Below are 15979 nucleotides of genomic sequence, written 5' to 3' on the forward strand. Positions count from 1 at the left end.
ATCCAAACCAAGAGGAATTATCATGGATCATTCTGACTACAGCAAAGCAATCGCCAGAGAATGGATACTCAGCAATGGACTTGGAGGTTATGCATCCTCCACGGTCATCGGAGCGAATACACGTAAGTACCATGGCCTGCTTATCGCTTCACTAAAACCCCCTGTTGAGCGCAGAGTCCTGCTATCATCCCTTGATGAGGAGCTCATTACACAAAAAGAGACATTCAGGCTTGCAGTACACAGATACCCGGATGCCATATATCCCCGTGGCAACGACATACTTACGGATTTTTACATGGAACCTTTTCCGACCTTCCTGTATAATGCGGGTGGCATGACAATTAAAAAGCAGATTATGATGCCCCATGGCCTAAACAGTACCGTGACAAGATATCATATCAGCAACCCATCCGGAAAAAAGGGATTTTTCAGGATAATGCCACTTGTGAACAACCGGTCTGTGCACCATATGACCCGGTCAGATGAACTGACGTTCATGCAGGAAGTCCTGCCCGGGAAGATCTCACTGGAATGTGAAAATGGTTCTTTCAGCCTTTATTCGGACATGGGGTACCGGGCAGACGAACACTGGTACTATAATTTTGAATACGACACTGAGCTCTTAAGGGGATATCCTCACAGGGAGGACAATTTCAATCCGGGACACTTTGACCTGGAGATAAAAGGGAGAGATGCCTCGTGTTTCATTGTGGCAAGTACTGAACCTGATGAGAAATGGGACTGGAAAAGAATACAGGAACTTTTTGATAATGGACAGAGACGTCTTGAAGGGCTTGCCGGTAAAGGAATGGCAGACGATCCGTTCTTAAAAAAACTGGTGCTTGCCGGCGATTCTTTTATTGTTGACCGCCGGTCCACAGGATCGAAGTCTGTTATAGCCGGTTACCACTGGTTCGGGGACTGGGGCAGGGATACCATGATATCTTTACCGGGACTTACACTGGTTAGCGGACGCTATGATGATGCAAGGTCGATCCTGTCCACTTTTGCAGCCCATTGTAAAGAAGGGCTGATACCAAACCTGTTCCCTGAGCAGGACTCCGGTTCACCGGCCTACAACACAGTGGACGCATCCCTCTGGTTCGTTCATGCTGCAGGAAGATACATGGATTACACCGATGATACCGGTTTCATCAAAATTATCTGGCCTACGATAGAAAGTATACTGGAAAATTATCGAAAAGGGACCGCATATGCCATCAGAATGGATGAAGACGGACTGATAGAGCACGCAGGACAGCTTACATGGATGGACGCGAAAATAGGGGATCTGGAGGTAACTCCCAGGAAGGGAAAAGCATGTGAGATCAATGCCCTCTGGTACAATGCACTTATGTATGCGGGGAAAATGGGTGAAAGTATCGGAATTGATGTTTCGGCTTTGAGAAAAGATGCTAAACTGGTAAAGGAAAGTTTCAGGGAGCTGTTCTGGAACGAAAAAAAGAAGTGTCTTTACGATTGCATTCCAGGGTCCGGGGAAGTAATGGATTATGAGAAAGACAGTTCTGTCCGGCCAAACCAGATACTTGCTGTTTCCCTGCCACACACCATGCTTTCAGCATACATGGAGAAGAATATCTTTGATGTGGTCACTGAAGAGCTGCTCACACCCTATGGACTGAGAACACTTTCACCTTTTGACAAAAGGTATAAAGGCAGCTATGCAGGGAACCCTGAAGAAAGGGACTGTGCCTACCATAATGGAACTGTGTGGCCCTGGCTGCTTGGTCCCTATGTAACGGCCTGCAGGAAGGTCTGCAGGGACACGCCGGAGCTGAAAGAAAAACTCAGGTCACTACTGCATATGATAGAAGAACATATGGATGAGGCCTGCATCGGAACAATATCAGAGGTTTTCGACGGGGATATGCCACACAGGCCAGGCGGCTGCGTTTCACAGGCATGGAGTGTGGCCGAGATCATGCGTTGCTATGCTGAGGACATCCTTGCAGAATAGATCGGATGTGCGGGGGATGTCCCGGGATGTCTCCAAATATCCATTCGCAATCTTTAAGATTGCTGAGATTCATTTTATAATAATATTTTGGGAATTTGAAATATGGTTTAGTATTTGGGATTTAATAATAAAGTTGTGGGAATATGGAATCTATGAGAATTGCAATGTTCTCATGGGAGAGCCTTCATTCGGCAAAAGTGGGCGGACTGGCTCCCCATGTGACAGAGTTATCAGAACAGCTGGCTAAAGCAGGACATGAGGTCCATATATTCACCCGTGCCGGGTGGTACAGGGACTACGATGAAATAAACGGCGTACACTACCAGAGATGTCACTTTGACGAGTCCGGGGATATACTCTCCCAGATGAATAAGATGTGCGATGCCATGTATTCAAGATTTGTCCGGGTATCTGAGGATTTTGGGAAGTTTGACGTTATACATGGGCATGACTGGCATCCTGTGAATGTGCTCAACAGGATAAAGTATCAGCACGGATTGCCCTATGTGATGACCTACCATAGTACAGAATGGGGACGCAACGGGAATGTTCATCTGAGCTCACCCACAGCATCTGAGATATCCCATCGTGAATGGCTCGCCGGATATGAGAGCTCTGAGGTGATAATCACTTCGGAGAAATTCAAAACGGAAGTTCAGGATATCTACTCCATTCCCGATTATAAGATATCGGTGATACCTAATGGTATATCCCCTGGCAAGGTAAAGAAGGATATAGACCCCGGTTCTGTCAAGAAGGACTATGGTATCCACCCCTTTGCCCCTGTGATCCTCTTCACAGGCAGGATGCATTACCAGAAAGGTCCGGACCTTCTTGTAAAAGCCATCCCAAGGGTCCTGGATGGTAACTGGGGTGCGCATTTTGTATTCATAGGCGAAGGAGAGATGAGACCATACTGCCAGCATCTTGCAGATGAGCTTAATGTAGGACAGTCCTGTCACTTCCTGGGATATTCACCAGATGAGGTCCTCAGGGACTGGACAAATGCCTGTGACATGACATGTGTTCCAAGCAGGAACGAGCCTTTCGGAATAGTAGTACTTGAATCATGGGATGCGAGCAAGGCAGTTATTGCAACAGATGCTGTCAATATAGTTGACAACTTCCAGAACGGACTTATCAGTTACAAAACACCCGAATCCATTGCATGGGGAATCAACTATGCCCTTGACGGGCTGGATTCCATTACACCGGTCATGGGTAACAATGGGAAAAAACTTGTGGGAACGAAGTTCAGCTGGAACACAATTGCCACAAGAACAGTTAATGTTTACAAAAGGATAATCTGAAGTGATAGATATGGATGAAATGTGTTTGAACATAGGTGAAGCGGCCGGTTACGTATACAGGCTGCTTGAAAACGGGGAATCGAATCTGGCAAACCTGAAGAACCATCTTAAGGATAACGGTTTTGATTCACAGGTAGTGTTCATGGCAATCGGATGGCTTGCAAGAGAGGATAAGATATGCATAGACAGGAATAAGAACTCCTGGTCACTGAAACTGAAATAAGGGCATAGTAGCTCTTATTGATCTATTGACTGACTATTTTTCCAGGATCTTCTTTGAAGGGATGCTTACAAAAGCTATGACAATCAGATAACTGTCATACCTGTTCATGCTGCAACCCCTTCCCTTCTTACTGTTTCCTATTTTTTCAAATGAGAGATAAATTTAATATAGCATTGCTTAACATATATAGTATGCTTATAGATCAGAATTAAAAACATACCGGGGGAATAGTATGAAAAATAAGAGAATAGTTTATCTGCCGATATTAGCAGTAGCAGTAGTTGTAATGCTTGCAGGCGTTGCCATTGCTGCAAACAATAGTACCGGTAATCGTATATGGGACGCAAATGAGAACATGTCCCTTGAATATACATGGACTGCACTGAGCTATTCAGGATTCTATTACGATCTTGATTCAGGTGTAGGCTCGGAAACACTTACAATTAAACTGGACAGCAACACTGACAGGAGCATAGGAGAAGGAGACCTTGAATATTCCACATCACCCATAAGCACCAGCTTTGAGCAGGGGGACTGGGGCTCCTACCAGGTGATAGGATTCATGGCTGAGCGCTACTTTGCAGCTTATACTGACGATACGGGATTTACGGATGATGTCAGTCTCATATCTGACGGCATACTTACAAAGGTCCTGCTTGACAATGATGAGAAAGTTTCACTTTATTCAGGATCTTCACTTGTACTTGAAGAAGGATATGAACTGAATATAGTAGAAGTTGACCTGAATGGTAACAGTGTAATGGTGACCCTGGAAAAGGACGGTACTGAAATTGACACAGATATTGTCTCCTCTAATGACGATTACGTCTACGAGGCAGAGATCGGTGCAGAGGATGTAGCGATAATAGCCGTACACATCGATAGTATATTCCAGGGAAGGGAGACCAATGCCGTATTTGTGGAAGGTGTATTCCAGATATCCGAGAACTACGTAGAAGTACAGGGTGGTGATCCTTTTGGAAGGATGGAGGTCACATCCCTGAGCTTTGATGAGATAGCAATGGAGAATTCAGGTTCCATCAGCCTTGGAAGAGGCAATACCATTACGATCATGGGCAAACTGAAATTTGTGGTAGCAGATGACAGCACTCTGAGGTTTGGGCCTGTGCTGGACATGTCACAACCGGGCATCTATGAGCTAAGAGGTACGGTTGCAGAAAATGAGGAACTGATCTGGACACCACTGAATTTCGAAGGGTTCTACTACAACATTGATGAAGGTGTGGGAACTGAATCCCTTGAGATAACAGACCTGAGTGGCAGATCTGTCAGCCAGGGAGATCTTGTGTACAGGAGTGAGCCGCTAGATGTCAGTTTTGAGCGCGATGACTGGGGCAAGTTCCAGGTGATAGGGTTCATGGCAGAGAAGTACTTTGCAGGCTACCCGGACAATGAATTCACAGATGATGTAAGTCTTCTTTCTAACGGGCAGCTCTCAAAGGTACTGATCGATGATGACAGCAAGAAGTCCCTTTACACTGGCTCTTCCCTGATACTTGAAGAAGGATATGAGCTCTATGTTGTTGAAGTTGACCTTAACGGTAACAGTGTTATGGTCAACCTCGTTAAAGATGGTGATGACATTGACACTGACATCATTTCTGCCAATGATGACTATGTCTATGAGATGGATATAGGCTCAACAGATGATGTGCCTATCATAGTGGTACACTTTGATGAGATATTCAGGGGAACTGAAACCAATGCGGTTTTCGTTGAAGGTATCTTCCAGATATCCGGGGACGTGATCGAGATAGAGGCTGGTGAGCAGTTTGGAAGGATGGAAGTTTCAAGCTTCTCTCAAAACGAGATAATCCTTGAGAACAGGGACTCTGTCTCACTGACAAGAGGAAATACCATCAATGTCATGGGAGATATCTCTTTTAAGGTCGCTGACGCCGGTGATGTGCGTTACTATCCGTTCGTGCAGGTATCCACTCTGCCTTCGCAGTCGTTGTCCATTGATATGCCTGCTGTTATCAGACAGAATGAGGCAGTGGAAATAGAGGTTACATCCAGAGGTGCAGCCGTAGACGATGCTGCTGTGATGTTCGGTAATAACAATGCAGGCAGGACGGCAACCGACGGTACCGTATCCTATACACCACAGAGTGCAGGTACCTTTACGGTAACTGCAGAGAAGGAAGGTTTTGTCTCTGCAAGCAAGAGAGTGGAGGTGATCTCACCAGAGGATGCCAGCAGGAAACTTGTCATCGAGGTATCCCCGGAAACGGCTATTGAAGGCGATACCATTACAATCTCTGTGATAACTGCCATCGGCGGGGACCCGGTTGAAGGTGTGCAGGTATACTATGATAACAACCTCATTGGAACTACTGATACGGATGGAACCCTGGTATACACGGTAACAGAACCGGGCATGCATAAACTGAGCACTTTTGCAGATGATTACCTTGAGGCTGAGCTTAATCTGGAGGTACTTGCACTTGAGGCGAAGTTCTCATATTCCAATCTGCAGGTCACACCGCTTCTTGTCAGGACCGGGGAAGATGTCACTGTTACAGTGGATGTGATGAACACAGGCACTTCTGCAGGCCAGACAGACGTGCAGCTGCTTATCAACGGCACTGTTGCGGGATCTGAGAACGTCTCACTTGATGCAGGAGAGGAAACAACGGTAACATTTACCATCTCACAGGATGAGGCGGGCAGCTATGAAGTGCAGGTTGGCGATTCCACCGCTGTCTTTGAAGTGGAGACGAGCGCTCTTCCGGCACCTGGAATTGCTGTTGCGGTTATCGCTGTGATGGCAATGGCCCTTCTTATCCGCAGGAAGGAAGGCAAAAAGTGAGGAGAACAGAGGTGAATACAGACAATTGAATCGTACAGAACTGAAGTATCCTTGTGCCTGCCTTTGCGGCAGGTACTACTTATTTAAGGTTATTTTTCAAATAGCATTATATCGGTCTGTAGAAAACCTATTATCAATAATTTATGAGCCGCAGATACCTCAACTCCGTAGGAGGTAAATGTATCCGTAATTATCTGTGGTCCATTAATAAAGAAAGGATTTCTACATAGCCATTATATCCATATTAGATCCATATTACCTCAATATACTGAATACATCCATTCCAGTACAATTAATCTGGACAAAATACAGTAATTGTGCTTTTATCGATGAAACAAGTTCAAAATGAACGGTGAAAAACATGAAAAAAGGGATCATATCCATTCTGTCTCTTCTCTTTGCAATGAGCATTCTAATAATACCCGGTCCTTCCTTTGCCTGTGATATCTGTTTACTGGATTCACATGATCAAATGTTCATATATTCCAACATGAATGTTACGCCAGTTGTGGCAAATGCCGGGGAAGATGTCACGGTCATGGTTGATGTAAGGAACATTAACGGTTCCGCAGAAGAGACAGAAGTACAGCTGCTTATCAATGGCGAGATTGCCGACTCCAGATCCGTGTCACTGGAGGCAGGTGAGGAAACAACGGTCACTTTCATAATCTCTGAAGAAGAGGCAGGCACCTATACGATACAGATCGGCTATTTTTTAGAAGAACTGGAAATTGAAGATAATTCCCTCCCGGCACCAGGCATTATCTTCACATTGATCGCTTTTATGACCATTACCCTGTTTTTGTACATGAAAAGAACTAAGAGCTAAAGTAGAGCTAAAGTCAGAAGAACATATAGAGACTGAAGTAATTTATATCTAATATAGAAGATAAACTTCCGATGAGTGTGCCCAGCGTATGAGAGGTAAGTGAAAATGGATGCAACTGCTTCTTTATTTGCAATACTATACACGTTCTCAGCTTCATTGCTCTATCCCGTGGTGATCATTCTTATACTCCTGGTGGTCTTTTCCCTTATGCTTACAGGTGAGTTCCTCTCGGAATATGCAAAAAGACACAGGGATACAGCAAATCTTGAAATGACCTGCAAAGATGTCAGAGAACATATCCGTTTGCAGGATTTCGCTATGGCAGCCGGATCACTCCGGAATATAGAACAGAACTACCTGGTTACGGGTTTTGCAAAGGATGCAGCGGTCCATGTGGAAAAGAACATGATCCCTGCCATCGGGTGGCTCTCACAGGACTACGAGATAAGGATGGCAAAGAGACTGGAACAGACCAGGATAGTCGCAACGGTCTCCCCGATACTGGGACTGATGGGGACCCTTATTCCTCTGGGACCTGCACTTATCGGGCTTTCACAGGGCGATATCGTGCAGCTTGCAAATAATCTTATGATCGCCTTTGCTACAACAGTCATAGGCCTGTTCGCAGGAACTATCGGCTACGTGCTCACCCAGGTGAGGAAGAGATGGTACTGGCAGGATATGGCTGATATCGATTATATCCTTGACAGCCTGGAGGTCGTTGAATGAGAAAGAGGACAAGATACAATCGCAGGCGACTCATTGACAACGAAGATGAACAGAATCCCCTGACAGGCGTTGCCAATCTCTTTGACATCGCCATGGTCTTTTCGGTGGCATTGCTTGTGGCGCTTGTCATGTCATACCAGTTGCCTGAACTGCTCAGTCCCACAGATGACATGACCATAATCAAGAACCCTGGGCAGCCGGACATGAAGATAATCATCAAGGAAGAGGGGAGACCCATTGAGGTACTGAACATGACAGACCAGATAGGTGGCGGAACCGGAGAGGCTCTGGGTACGGCTTACAAACTGGCTGATGGCAGGGTTGTGTATGTGCCTGAAAGTGATGGGAATGAGAGTATTAACTGATCAAAGACAGGAATTATAAATATCCATCCTGCCTTACTTTTTTCAAAATGGCAATAGCCTTGGAATTAGCCTTATTTCTTCGCAGTACTGAAACCTATCAGAGAGTATGGCGTACAGTGGCGCATGATTGCTGAGAAAAGTCCTGCAAAAGCAATGATAGCGAGCACCCAGCGCAAGATGCCGGGACCAACAAGGTCCAGTGCAAGGACTGTTATCGCCAGCGAACCGAAAAATGCTCTTAAAAGCAGGTCAAAACCCCCGACATTCTCCTGAAGGAACATTTCTTTCATATCCATATATTATCACTCCGTGTCCCTGCTGAACAGAAAACATGTACTTTTGTTCCGGGAACAATGGAATTTATGAGTGAATGGCACATAAAACATGTGCCTGGAAAAACTAAATTCGTTTGTGAAAAATCACTTTGTGAAGAAAATTATAAATTTATTCGCAACTATTTTGTAGTATTAATCTGATTAACTGTAAAGCTAAAATCTGCTACAGATCTACACTACAGATCTACTATAGTAAACAAGGGAGAATAGGTCAGAAGAATTGGGAGAATATCATGATACAGGATTTTAAAGAAACGTTCAGGGAGGTTGTCCAGGCAGTATTGCCCCTGACAGGGGCGGTTCTTCTGATAATGTTTGCCATAGGCATGGATTCGGGTATGTTCCTGTCCTTTATTACAGGAGCTGTGCTGGTAATTGCAGGAATGGTACTTTTCCTCATGGGTGTCAAGCTGGGAATGCTGCCGATCGGTGAATCCATTGGTGCCGAACTTCCCAAGCACAATTCCTTGCTGTTTATAGTAGCCATTGCATTTTTGCTCTCATTCATGGCAACAGTTGCAGAACCTGATGTGAGGGTACTGAGCGCAATGATCGATTCAGTATCAGATAATGGGATCTCCCGGAACGCATTGATCCTGTCCATTGCTTTTGGTGTGGGCTTCTTTGTATCGGTATCCATGCTCAGGATCGTTTACGGTGTTCCGATCAAGTATCTGCTGACTGCAGGCTACCTCATAGTCATAATTCTATCCTTTTTCACAAACCCCGAATATATTGCCATAGCCTATGATGCCGGGGGGGTGACCACCGGACCCATGACAGTACCTGTTATCCTGGCACTGGGAATAGGTATTGTATCTGTACTGGGTGATAAGTCAGAACTGTCAGAAGGTTTCGGACTCATCGGGCTTGCCTCCATCGGACCGATAATCAGTGTGATGCTGATGGGGGTGCTTGCTTGAGCGGCGTGGAACATGGTCAGGACCTGATCACCATCGTTCTTGAGGTCTTCGAAGCTTTGCTGCCATTGATAGTGTTTTTCATTATATTCCAGTTATTGTATCTTAAATTCCCTTCTTCACAGCTTGTAAAACTCGGTTTGGGTATATCCATGACAGCTGCAGGAATGGTACTGTTCCTCTATGGGGTTTACAATGGTTTTTTCCCTGTGGGAACCGGGATAGGAGAGTTCTTCGGCAAGTTCAGGCATCAATGGGTATTGATACCAATTGGTTTTTTCCTTGGATTCCTTGCAACCTACGCAGAACCCGCTGTAAGGGTATTTTGCTATCAGATAGAAAAGTCATCCAGCGGGTATATCCGGGCAAAGCTCATGCTATATACATTATCCCTTGGTGTTGCCGTATTTGTTAGCATCGCAATGGCAAAGCTGGTCTATGGGATTCCCTTTATGTACATAATAATACCGGGCTACCTGATAGCCCTGATACTTATGTGGTTTAGCGATAAGGACTTCATAGCAATCGCCTTTGATTCCGGAGGAGTTGCCACAGGGCCCATGGCTGTCACTTTCCTGATGTCAGTGGCTGTTGGCGTTGCTTCTTCACATGGGAACAGGGATCCTGTTATCGACGGTTTCGGCATGATAGCATTGATAGCCCTGGCACCCATAATATTTGTAATGATCTTAGGAGTATACATGCGATATATAGGAAGGAAGAATAATGAATGATGAAAATAATCTGGCACTGATAGTAACGATAGTAAAGAAAGGATGGGGTGACAACGTTGTTAAAGCATCCCGTAAAGCAGGCGCAAAAGGCGGGACCATCATCTTTGGACGTGGCACCGGTGTCCATGAGAACAAGAGCCTCCTTGGAATGTTGATAGAGCCTGAAAAGGAAATTGTGCTCACCCTTGCAGAATCTGAAAACGCTGAGGCTATAGTGGACCTTATCAGTGAGGATGTGGGACTGCACAAACCAGGACTGGGATTGGGTTTTGTAATACCCGTTAAACAGGTTTTCGGAACTGCACAAATAATATGTGACAAGGATAATCGCTGTGAACTCCACATGATGGAAGAAGAGGAAGGATCAGAAGAAACAGAAAAAGAGAAACATTAAAAATAATCCATTTCTTCCTTATTCATTTTCCTTCTATTTCCGGCCGAAATAGAATATTCCAAGCCCGATCCAGAAGAGCATGATAACTGCTGCAAGGACGAGCACAGGCAGCGGACCAAAGTAGAATATAAGAGGGACGGAGGCAGCCGTGAAGATCCCGCCTCCCACGATAGGTTCAAAGAGTAGTTGCTTATAGCCAAAACCTTCAAGGGCCGGTGATCTGTTGCCCGGGTCAGCGATCCTCATCAGAAGCAGGCCACTTGCAGTCATCCCCATGGATTGTCCGAAATTGCCTATGCTCCTTTCAAACCAGTAGGAAGGCATCATCCTTGGGCCCAGGAAAAGGAACGCCACCAGGTTCCACACAATACCCACAGTTGCAAGGATAAGGAAAGGCATCAGGTTATTCCCGATCACGGTCAATGAGAGTGTTGCTATTGCACTGGTGATCAATATATCCAGCGACAATCCCTGTATCCTCATCATAAGGTCACGGTCCAGGGTCTGGTGTACGTCAAACCTGTCAAGGAAAAGCTGGAGAAGGATGCCGCCTATCATTGCCAGGGGAAAGAGCGGGATGTGGGCCAGCAGGTATACATCTGTGGCTTGACCCCATGTGATCTCCTCTATAAAGATAAGTACCTGAAGGATAAGATAACCTATTCCGATAGCAACCCCTACATATGCAAAATGGAGCGAAAGAGGTTCGATAGACTCAGGCCTTGTGGTGATCTTGCCGGCAGACTCCCTGGAATCAAAATCTATTATACCGCTCTGGTATCTCTCATCAAGGGATATATGGTCCGCATTTGTCAATACGTTTGTTTTGCCGGTCCTTACTCCGTAATTCAGGAGCACTATCCCAAAAACGACACCAAAGAGGATGCCCACTGTGGCAAGACCAAGCGCCAGATCCGCTGCATCTGAAAACCCCAGCTCTTCAAAAGTTGCTGCCATGCCGGCTGCAGTACCGTGTCCGCCTTCAAAGGATATCTCAATAAGGGCACCTGCCATCGGATCCATCCCGAAGAATGGTGTCAGTATGAGAAGTGTTACCAGTATCCCGAATACATACTGACCCCATGCTATGGTCTGTCCGTGAGCTACCTGCGGACCTGCAAGAAACCATATGTCACGGATGCCAGGTATCTTTTTTCCCAGGAAGAGCGTGGCAAATATTATATTGATAAAGAGTCCTGGAAGAGTTGCCCATGCATCAAGCATCTCTGCCGGGAACAGCCCTCCGGACAGGAAAGACCCATTAAAACCTGCCCATGAAACCAGGTTACCAAGAAGTTCCGGACCAAGTAACAGGGCCAGGAATCCTCCTATAAGCGAACTTGGGATAAAGAGCCTTTGAAGCGGAGGGGACATAACCCTGATCCATTTCCCAAGAAGCAGGACAATACCAAGCACAAGAAAACTCATTCCTATCATGGAAGCAGACATTTGACCTATTCCCCTAGCCTAAAATGATCATACAGAGATGAGAGAGTAACGGTACCGCTTTGTCAGGAACAATATATACCTTTTTGCCTTACCCCCATAACTTTGCACATTTACAGTTATAGTTATAGTTATAGTTATAGTTATAGTTACAGTTATAGATACACTTACAGTTGCCTTTGATAGTTATCTGTAATAGTTACCTGTGAATAAAAACGATCATCCAGATCTATGTCATGGATCATCTGTGCGTTGCCATAATAGCTACAATATTCAGATCAAGAGTTCACAATAAACAGGACAATAATAAGTTATTTATCATTTCAGCTATCTCTTTCTTTCATGGCGGAGGAGCAGTGGTGTGGCATCCCTTCAGAGGATGTTTTTACTTTACTCAACAGTCATCCTGATGGCCTGAGCCAGGATGAGGCAGAACTAAGACTTGCAAGGGACGGATACAATGAAGTATCCGCCAAACAGGAGCATGGACCAGTGTACCGTTTCCTGAAACAGTTTGCAAGCCCCTTGATATACCTGCTTATCGCAGCAGCTGTTATAATCTTCTTCCTGGACCACTATGTGGATACTGTCGTTATCCTGTTGGTGGTTCTTGCAAACGCAATAATAGGTTTCATACAGGAAGGAAAGGCGCAGAATGCACTTGAGTCACTGTCAAAGCTGCTTGTACCGGAAGCAAGAGTAATAAGAAGTGGTGTAAGCTCCGTGCTTCCAAGCAGGGAGCTGGTTGCCGGTGATGTGGTGCTGCTGGAGGCCGGGGACAGGGTGCCTGCCGACATGAGACTGTTCTATACCAAGAACCTGAGAGCCGATGAATCCATACTGACAGGTGAATCCGTGCCTGTGGAAAAGAAAGCGGATACCATTGACACGGGCTGTATGGCTTTTGCTGATCAGAAGAACGTATGCTTTGCAGGAACCCTGATAAACCAGGGACAGGGAAGAGGTGTTGTGGTGGCCACAGGAAATAAGACCCAGATAGGCCGGATATCCGAATTCATCAGGGAAAGTAAGGAGATGTCCACACCCCTTTTGCGTAAGATGGCACATATGAGCGTAATACTGTCTGTGGTCATCCTTATCATAGCTGCCCTGACATTTGTCGTTGGCCTGTTCAGGGGATTTGAGACCGTTGAGATCTTCATGGCTTCCGTAAGCCTTGCTGTTGCTGCAATTCCCGAAGGCTTGCCTGCGGTCATAACTATCTCCATGGCTATCGGAGTTAACAGGATGGCTGCAAGGAATACCATCATCCGCACGGTGCCTGCTGTGGAGACACTTGGAAGTGCCACTGTAATATGCACTGATAAGACCGGTACTCTTACAAGGAACCAGATGACAGTGACCCAGGCCTATGCAGCAGGTAAATTGTATGAGATCACAGGCTCGGGTTACGTTCCTGAAGGTGACTTCCTGCTGGAGGGAGCAAAAGCTGACCCCCTGGAGGATAAAGCCCTTGTGGAAACCCTCCGGGCAGGAGTGCTGTGTAATGATGCTTCATTCAGGGGCGTTGATAATATAGACGGTGATCCCACAGAAGGAGCTCTCCTGATCTCGGGTATGAAAGCCGGAAAATTCTATCTTCCCAGGAAGGATATCGTACCCTTCGAACCGGAAGAAAGGTTCATGGCAACCCTGCATGAAAAAGAGGATGGCTCAAAGATCATTTATGTAAAGGGCTCCCCTGAAAAGATCCTGAGCATGTGCATATCCCAGTTTAACGGACAGGAAACAGGACCACTGGATCCGGAAAGTGTCAGTCATGCTGCTGAACAGATGGCTTCCAATGCCCTCAGAGTACTGGGTATGGCATACAGGGAAGTGGCTGCAGATGTGGAAAGGATAGAGGCGGAGGATATAAAGGACCTGGTGTTCACCGGCCTGCAGGGCATGATGGACCCCCCCAGGGAAGGGGTCACGGAAGCTATCAGAAACTGCAAGACAGCAGGCATCCGGGTAATAATGATAACAGGGGACCACCTGAAGACAGCTTATGCCATAGCCACAAAGATAGGAATCGAAACTGAAGGTGCACTTGCAGGAAAGGATATTGAGGAAATGTCCGATGGGCACCTCAAAGAGCTTCTTGGAAAGGTATCTGTGTTTGCAAGGACCTCTCCTGAGGACAAGCTGCGAGTTGTAAAGCTTCTCAAGGAGATGGGTGAGGTTGTAGCTGTGACTGGAGACGGTATCAATGATGCCCCTGCCCTGAAGACCGCAGATATCGGCATTTCCATGGGAATTACCGGTACCGAGGTTGCAAAAGAGGCTTCCAATATGGTGCTGGCAGATGATAATTTCTCCTCGATCGTGGCGGCAATCGAGGAGGGCAGGGATGTCTACAGCAAGATACAGAAGATCCTGATATGGACACTGCCCACAAACGGAGGACAGGCACTCTCAATTGTGTTCGCCGTGATCCTTGGAATGACGCTGCCCCTGGTGCCCCTGCAGATACTGTGGCTTAATACGGTCACCGCCATTGGCCTTGGTGTTCCCATAACCATGGAGCCAAAGGAAAGGGGCATACTGAAAAGGCCGCCACGGCCTCCAAAAGAGCCGATACTGACCCCCCTCATCAAAAGAAGAGTGATATTCGTCTCGCTGCTCATTGTTGCAGGTGCATATCTCAACTTCTTCATGAAACTGGAAAACGGAGGCAGTCTGGATGCTGCACGTACCATTGCCCTGAACACCATAGTGTTCTTCCAGATATTCTACCTGTTCAACTCCAAGTCAATGTACGAATATGTGTTCAGGGACATACTGTCAAACAGGATAATGCTGCTGGGTATAGCCATTGTCATAGCGCTGCAAATGATGATAACCTATGTACCCGCAATAAACTCTATCTTTTCCACCGCCCCCATCGAGGCAGCGGACTGGCTGATGATAGTACTTGTTTCCAGCTCGGTGTTCTTCCTGATAGAGATCGAGAAATACCTGCATAAGAAAGGGTATTTCTCATGATCTGTCAGCTTGAAAAAATTGCCATGAACAGTACGTACTGTTCAGGAAAGACCTCTTTTTTTAGGTATTATCTCCTCATCAAGCACTTTTCCATAGGGACATGCCAGATTGCACAGGGTACACTCCATGAACCCACGTTCCGTTATCCTGCGGATGTGTTTTTCCCACTTGCTGTTTATATCCTTCTCAAGTTCGTGGGATACAACACATTTATCGTAGATCACTTTCTCCCCGGCCGGCACTCCCTGTGAAGGACCCGCAATGATCGCACCATAAGGACATGCTTTCACACAAAGGGATTCTTTCTGGCACAATGGTTGTTCTGCACACAGATCCCTTGTAAAAGGCTTGTCCGGTTCAAGCTCCGCCGTGCTAAGTAAAGCTATCCAGCGCACTCTTGGACCATATTCAGGTGTGATCACCTGGGTATTATGGCCTATAAAACCCAGACCAGCAAGATATGCCGCCACTTTCACATGCACTGAATGGGTAGGTGCAGCTTTGATACCTTTTTCATCCCAGAGCCACTGTGCCAGCCGCCACGCACGTGTTTCCACGGTCTCATAATAGAGATTATAATATTCTGCCTCGCCTCCGCTGAAATCACCTGTTCCCGGCGTGCTTATCGCAGCATTCATACCCTCATCCCAGATCACCATACCCATCACAATAAGTGACCTGGCATCAGCCATGAAATCAGACGGCTTTTCAAGACCACGCCCTGGAGGGAACTCAACACTCTCCAGTTTATCCATATCCGAAACACCAAAGAGCTGGAATCCTTTTTCCATAGCCTTAGCTCTTATCTCATCTTTAAGCTCCAATTTTTGCCTCCTGCAGTTTCACCTGCATAACAAAGATTGTTACCTGACTATATAAAACAGAGTCATGACAT

At 46.2% G+C, this 15979-nt stretch carries 14 protein-coding genes; 11 read left to right on the forward strand and 3 right to left on the reverse strand.

Annotation, left to right across the window (positions count from 1 at the left end; genetic code table 11):
* Window positions 1-22: 22 nt before the first annotated feature.
* The 7 genes from V7O64_RS03985 (at window position 23) to V7O64_RS04015 (ending at window position 8267) form a co-directional block, all read left to right on the forward strand.
* Window positions 23-1978 (forward strand): amylo-alpha-1,6-glucosidase, encoded by a 1956-nt coding sequence (locus V7O64_RS03985; RefSeq protein ID WP_407356735.1) that lies wholly within the window; start codon window positions 23-25, stop codon window positions 1976-1978.
* A gap of 143 nt (window positions 1979-2121) precedes the next feature.
* Window positions 2122-3288, forward strand: coding sequence for a glycosyltransferase family 4 protein (locus V7O64_RS03990; RefSeq protein WP_407356736.1), 1167 nt, complete (start codon window positions 2122-2124; stop codon window positions 3286-3288).
* Between the two features lie 10 nt (window positions 3289-3298).
* Entirely contained in the window at window positions 3299-3511 is a 213-nt protein-coding gene (locus tag V7O64_RS03995; protein WP_407356737.1) for a winged helix-turn-helix domain-containing protein, read from the forward strand.
* 232 nt (window positions 3512-3743) lie between these two features.
* Window positions 3744-6344 (forward strand): S-layer protein domain-containing protein, encoded by a 2601-nt coding sequence (locus V7O64_RS04000; protein ID WP_407356738.1) that lies wholly within the window; start codon window positions 3744-3746, stop codon window positions 6342-6344.
* Window positions 6345-6705: 361 nt separating this feature from the next.
* Entirely contained in the window at window positions 6706-7173 is a 468-nt protein-coding gene (locus V7O64_RS04005; RefSeq protein WP_407356739.1) for a CARDB domain-containing protein, read from the forward strand.
* A 105-nt stretch (window positions 7174-7278) separates the two neighbouring features.
* Window positions 7279-7902: a MotA/TolQ/ExbB proton channel family protein gene (locus tag V7O64_RS04010; RefSeq protein WP_407356740.1), complete on the forward strand. Its 624-nt coding sequence runs from the start codon at window positions 7279-7281 to the stop codon at window positions 7900-7902.
* Window positions 7899-8267 carry a DUF2149 domain-containing protein gene (locus tag V7O64_RS04015; RefSeq protein WP_407356741.1) on the forward strand — a complete coding sequence of 123 codons (369 nt, stop codon included), beginning with the start codon at window positions 7899-7901 and terminating at the stop codon, window positions 8265-8267. The genes V7O64_RS04010 and V7O64_RS04015 overlap by 4 nt, the downstream gene beginning before the upstream one ends.
* 71 nt (window positions 8268-8338) lie before the next feature.
* Here the strand turns inward: V7O64_RS04015 and V7O64_RS04020 are convergent, their stop codons facing one another.
* A complete protein-coding gene (locus tag V7O64_RS04020) occupies window positions 8339-8563 on the reverse strand; it encodes a DUF2892 domain-containing protein (protein ID WP_407356742.1) in 225 nt (74 codons plus the stop codon).
* A 272-nt stretch (window positions 8564-8835) separates the two neighbouring features.
* On the opposite strand from V7O64_RS04020, the gene V7O64_RS04025 reads away from it, so the two are divergent.
* The 3 genes from V7O64_RS04025 to V7O64_RS04035 are packed head-to-tail and all read left to right on the forward strand — an operon-like array spanning window position 8836 to window position 10650.
* Window positions 8836-9525 carry a DUF1538 domain-containing protein gene (locus V7O64_RS04025; protein ID WP_407356743.1) on the forward strand — a complete coding sequence of 230 codons (690 nt, stop codon included), beginning with the start codon at window positions 8836-8838 and terminating at the stop codon, window positions 9523-9525.
* On the forward strand, window positions 9522-10256 hold the full coding sequence (locus V7O64_RS04030) for a DUF1538 domain-containing protein (protein ID WP_407356744.1): 735 nt from the start codon (window positions 9522-9524) through the stop codon (window positions 10254-10256). The genes V7O64_RS04025 and V7O64_RS04030 overlap by 4 nt, the downstream gene beginning before the upstream one ends.
* The gene (locus tag V7O64_RS04035; protein WP_407356745.1) at window positions 10249-10650 is read left to right on the forward strand and encodes a P-II family nitrogen regulator; all 402 of its coding nucleotides are present in this window, start codon (window positions 10249-10251) and stop codon (window positions 10648-10650) included. The genes V7O64_RS04030 and V7O64_RS04035 overlap by 8 nt, the downstream gene beginning before the upstream one ends.
* A gap of 33 nt (window positions 10651-10683) precedes the next feature.
* Here V7O64_RS04035 and V7O64_RS04040 read toward each other — a convergent pair whose 3' ends face one another.
* Window positions 10684-12099: a sodium/glutamate symporter gene (locus V7O64_RS04040; RefSeq protein ID WP_407356746.1), complete on the reverse strand. Its 1416-nt coding sequence runs from the start codon at window positions 12097-12099 to the stop codon at window positions 10684-10686.
* Between the two features lie 339 nt (window positions 12100-12438).
* Here V7O64_RS04040 and V7O64_RS04045 point away from each other — a divergent pair, with 339 nt between their 5' ends.
* Window positions 12439-15084: a cation-translocating P-type ATPase gene (locus V7O64_RS04045; RefSeq protein WP_407356747.1), complete on the forward strand. Its 2646-nt coding sequence runs from the start codon at window positions 12439-12441 to the stop codon at window positions 15082-15084.
* Window positions 15085-15125: 41 nt separating this feature from the next.
* Here V7O64_RS04045 and V7O64_RS04050 read toward each other — a convergent pair whose 3' ends face one another.
* Complete coding sequence (locus V7O64_RS04050) at window positions 15126-15908, reverse strand: epoxyqueuosine reductase (protein WP_407356748.1); 783 nt, start codon at window positions 15906-15908, stop codon at window positions 15126-15128.
* Window positions 15909-15979 lie beyond the last annotated feature (71 nt).

Source organism: Methanolobus sp. WCC5, assembly GCF_045690325.1.
GTDB lineage: Archaea > Halobacteriota > Methanosarcinia > Methanosarcinales > Methanosarcinaceae > Methanolobus.

Bases quoted from the DNA above. Each gene is read 5' to 3' on its own strand.
- V7O64_RS03985 (WP_407356735.1), top strand. From the start codon at position 23: ATGGATCATTCTGACTACAGCAAAGCAATCGCCAGAGAATGGATACTC.
- V7O64_RS03990 (WP_407356736.1), top strand. From the start codon at position 2,122: ATGGAATCTATGAGAATTGCAATGTTCTCATGGGAGAGCCTTCATTCG.
- V7O64_RS03995 (WP_407356737.1), top strand. From the start codon at position 3,299: ATGGATGAAATGTGTTTGAACATAGGTGAAGCGGCCGGTTACGTATAC.
- V7O64_RS04000 (WP_407356738.1), top strand. From the start codon at position 3,744: ATGAAAAATAAGAGAATAGTTTATCTGCCGATATTAGCAGTAGCAGTA.
- V7O64_RS04005 (WP_407356739.1), top strand. From the start codon at position 6,706: ATGAAAAAAGGGATCATATCCATTCTGTCTCTTCTCTTTGCAATGAGC.
- V7O64_RS04010 (WP_407356740.1), top strand. From the start codon at position 7,279: ATGGATGCAACTGCTTCTTTATTTGCAATACTATACACGTTCTCAGCT.
- V7O64_RS04015 (WP_407356741.1), top strand. From the start codon at position 7,899: ATGAGAAAGAGGACAAGATACAATCGCAGGCGACTCATTGACAACGAA.
- V7O64_RS04020 (WP_407356742.1), bottom strand. From the start codon at position 8,563: ATGGATATGAAAGAAATGTTCCTTCAGGAGAATGTCGGGGGTTTTGAC.
- V7O64_RS04025 (WP_407356743.1), top strand. From the start codon at position 8,836: ATGATACAGGATTTTAAAGAAACGTTCAGGGAGGTTGTCCAGGCAGTA.
- V7O64_RS04035 (WP_407356745.1), top strand. From the start codon at position 10,249: ATGAATGATGAAAATAATCTGGCACTGATAGTAACGATAGTAAAGAAA.
- V7O64_RS04040 (WP_407356746.1), bottom strand. From the start codon at position 12,099: ATGTCTGCTTCCATGATAGGAATGAGTTTTCTTGTGCTTGGTATTGTC.
- V7O64_RS04045 (WP_407356747.1), top strand. From the start codon at position 12,439: ATGGCGGAGGAGCAGTGGTGTGGCATCCCTTCAGAGGATGTTTTTACT.